This window comes from Salmonella sp. NW38, from assembly GCF_051807745.1.
Taxonomy (GTDB): domain Bacteria; phylum Pseudomonadota; class Gammaproteobacteria; order Enterobacterales; family Enterobacteriaceae; genus Salmonella; species Salmonella enterica.
On record NZ_JAMMTO010000026.1, the window covers coordinates 2,213 to 3,963 of the forward strand.

The 1,751-nt window shown below is 60.4% G+C and carries 2 protein-coding genes; both read left to right on the plus strand.

What is annotated here, in order from left to right; genetic code table 11:
• The coding region (locus NA624_RS22930) for a cobalt ABC transporter permease (RefSeq protein WP_439040299.1) at window positions 1–1,647 on the plus strand (1,647 nt) is incomplete at its 5' end.
• The coding region (locus tag NA624_RS22935; RefSeq protein WP_001555142.1) for a DUF2919 family protein at window positions 1,644–1,751 on the plus strand (108 nt) is incomplete at its 3' end. The genes NA624_RS22930 and NA624_RS22935, both read left to right, overlap by 4 nt.

The following is a 1,751-nucleotide window of genomic DNA, read 5'->3' on the forward strand; positions in this document are numbered from 1 at the left end:
CTGATTTTTGCCGTCAGCCTCTACAGGCACGCCGACCATATCATCCGCAATATCAACGCAGCGGGGGGGGGCGTGGTTGACCCTCTGACGCTCAACAGCCATAACCTGCGTCTGTTCTGCCTGTGTTACTTCCCGGACTCGCAGATTGCCCTGCAGCCGGATGTCCTGTGGCAGTATGACCGCCGGACGGTGGCTCGTCTGTTCCTGGCGCTTATCAGTGGCCGTACCCTGCCGACATCTGCCGCGCACGGCAAGCGGGAGCAACTGCTGGCCTGGTTACCGGACCGGCTTGCTGAACTGGACTCCCTGGATTTTCTGCCGACCGCGGTGCTGCACGATGTGTACATGCACTGCTCCTATGCGGACCTGACAGAAAAGCACCGAATAAAGCGTAGTCTGAACGATCTTATCCGTCGCTCGCTGCTGGCCGGGGACTTTAAGGATATTGCGGTGGGGGATAACCGGGGGCAGACGGCCACTGACGCCCCTGAGGTTCAGGGACCGCCCAAAAAACCGGTGCTGCTGGTTGTGCTGGAGTGGTTCACCAGTCAGCACAGCGTGTACCGGACTCACTCCCGGGCGCTGGCGGCCCTGCGTGGGCGTTTCACCGTCCATGCGGTGGGGCTGACTTCGGCGGTGGATACGGTGAGCCGGCAGGTTTTTGATGTCTTCCACGAGGTGGACACCGCGTCTGCCCTGCAGGAAGCCTGGGCCATTGCCGGGAAACTGCGTCCGGACGTGGTGTTGTACGCCGGGATAGGCATGTTCCCCTTCACGATTTACCTGAGCAACCTGCGGCTGGCCCCGCTGCAACTGGTTGGTCTGGGGCACGGGGCCTCGACGTTCTGCGGGCAGATAAACGGTTTTGTGATAGAGGAAGACCTGGTCGGGGAAGAGAGCTGCTTCAGCGAAACCGTTATCCGGGTTCCTGCCGATGCCATGCCGTTTGTGCCCCCGGCCGATGTCCGTCGCGTACCGGTCACGCGTACGCCGTTCCTCACCCGCCAGCAGGCACAGTGGCGTGAGCCGCTGCCGGTCAGGGTGGCAGTGTGTGCTTCCGTCATGAAAATTAACCCGAACTTTCTGGCAACGCTGGCAGAAATAGAGCGCCGTAGCCGGGTAGCTGTTCGGTTCTGCTTTTACATGGGCTTTGCGCAGGGGTTAACGCTGGACTACCTGCGGAACGCCATCCATGCGGTGCTGCCGGGGGCGGAGGTGAATGCCCACATGCCAGTACAGGCGTACCAGTCTGCGCTGAACAGCTGTGAACTGTTTGTCAGTCCGTTTCCCTACGGGAACATGAACGGCGTGGTGGATGCGGTCCGTCAGGGGCTGCCGGGTGTGTGCCTGAGCGGTCCTGAAGTGCACAGCCATATTGACGGAGGACTGTTCCGCCGTCTGAGACTGCCGGAAGAACTGATTGCCACAGGCTACGAGGCATACATCCGGGCCACGTTGCGTCTGGTGGAAGAGCATGACTGGCGCGAGATGCTGCAGCACCAGTTACAAGACAGTGACGTGGAGCAGGTGCTGTTTGAGGGACACCCGGAGAAATTTGCCGACGTCATCAGTGATGTGTGGCAACAGCACTTGCCCTTTGATGCGGCTTCTGAACGGGTAGGGACAAGCCAAAGGTTGTCATCATGAAGCACTTACCCTTCTGCCATCCCGGTGATTTTGATGATAACGGCCTGCTGAAGGCTCCGGTGCTTTTCTGGGTCGGACTGGTTGTGATGGCGCGGGCCTGGTGG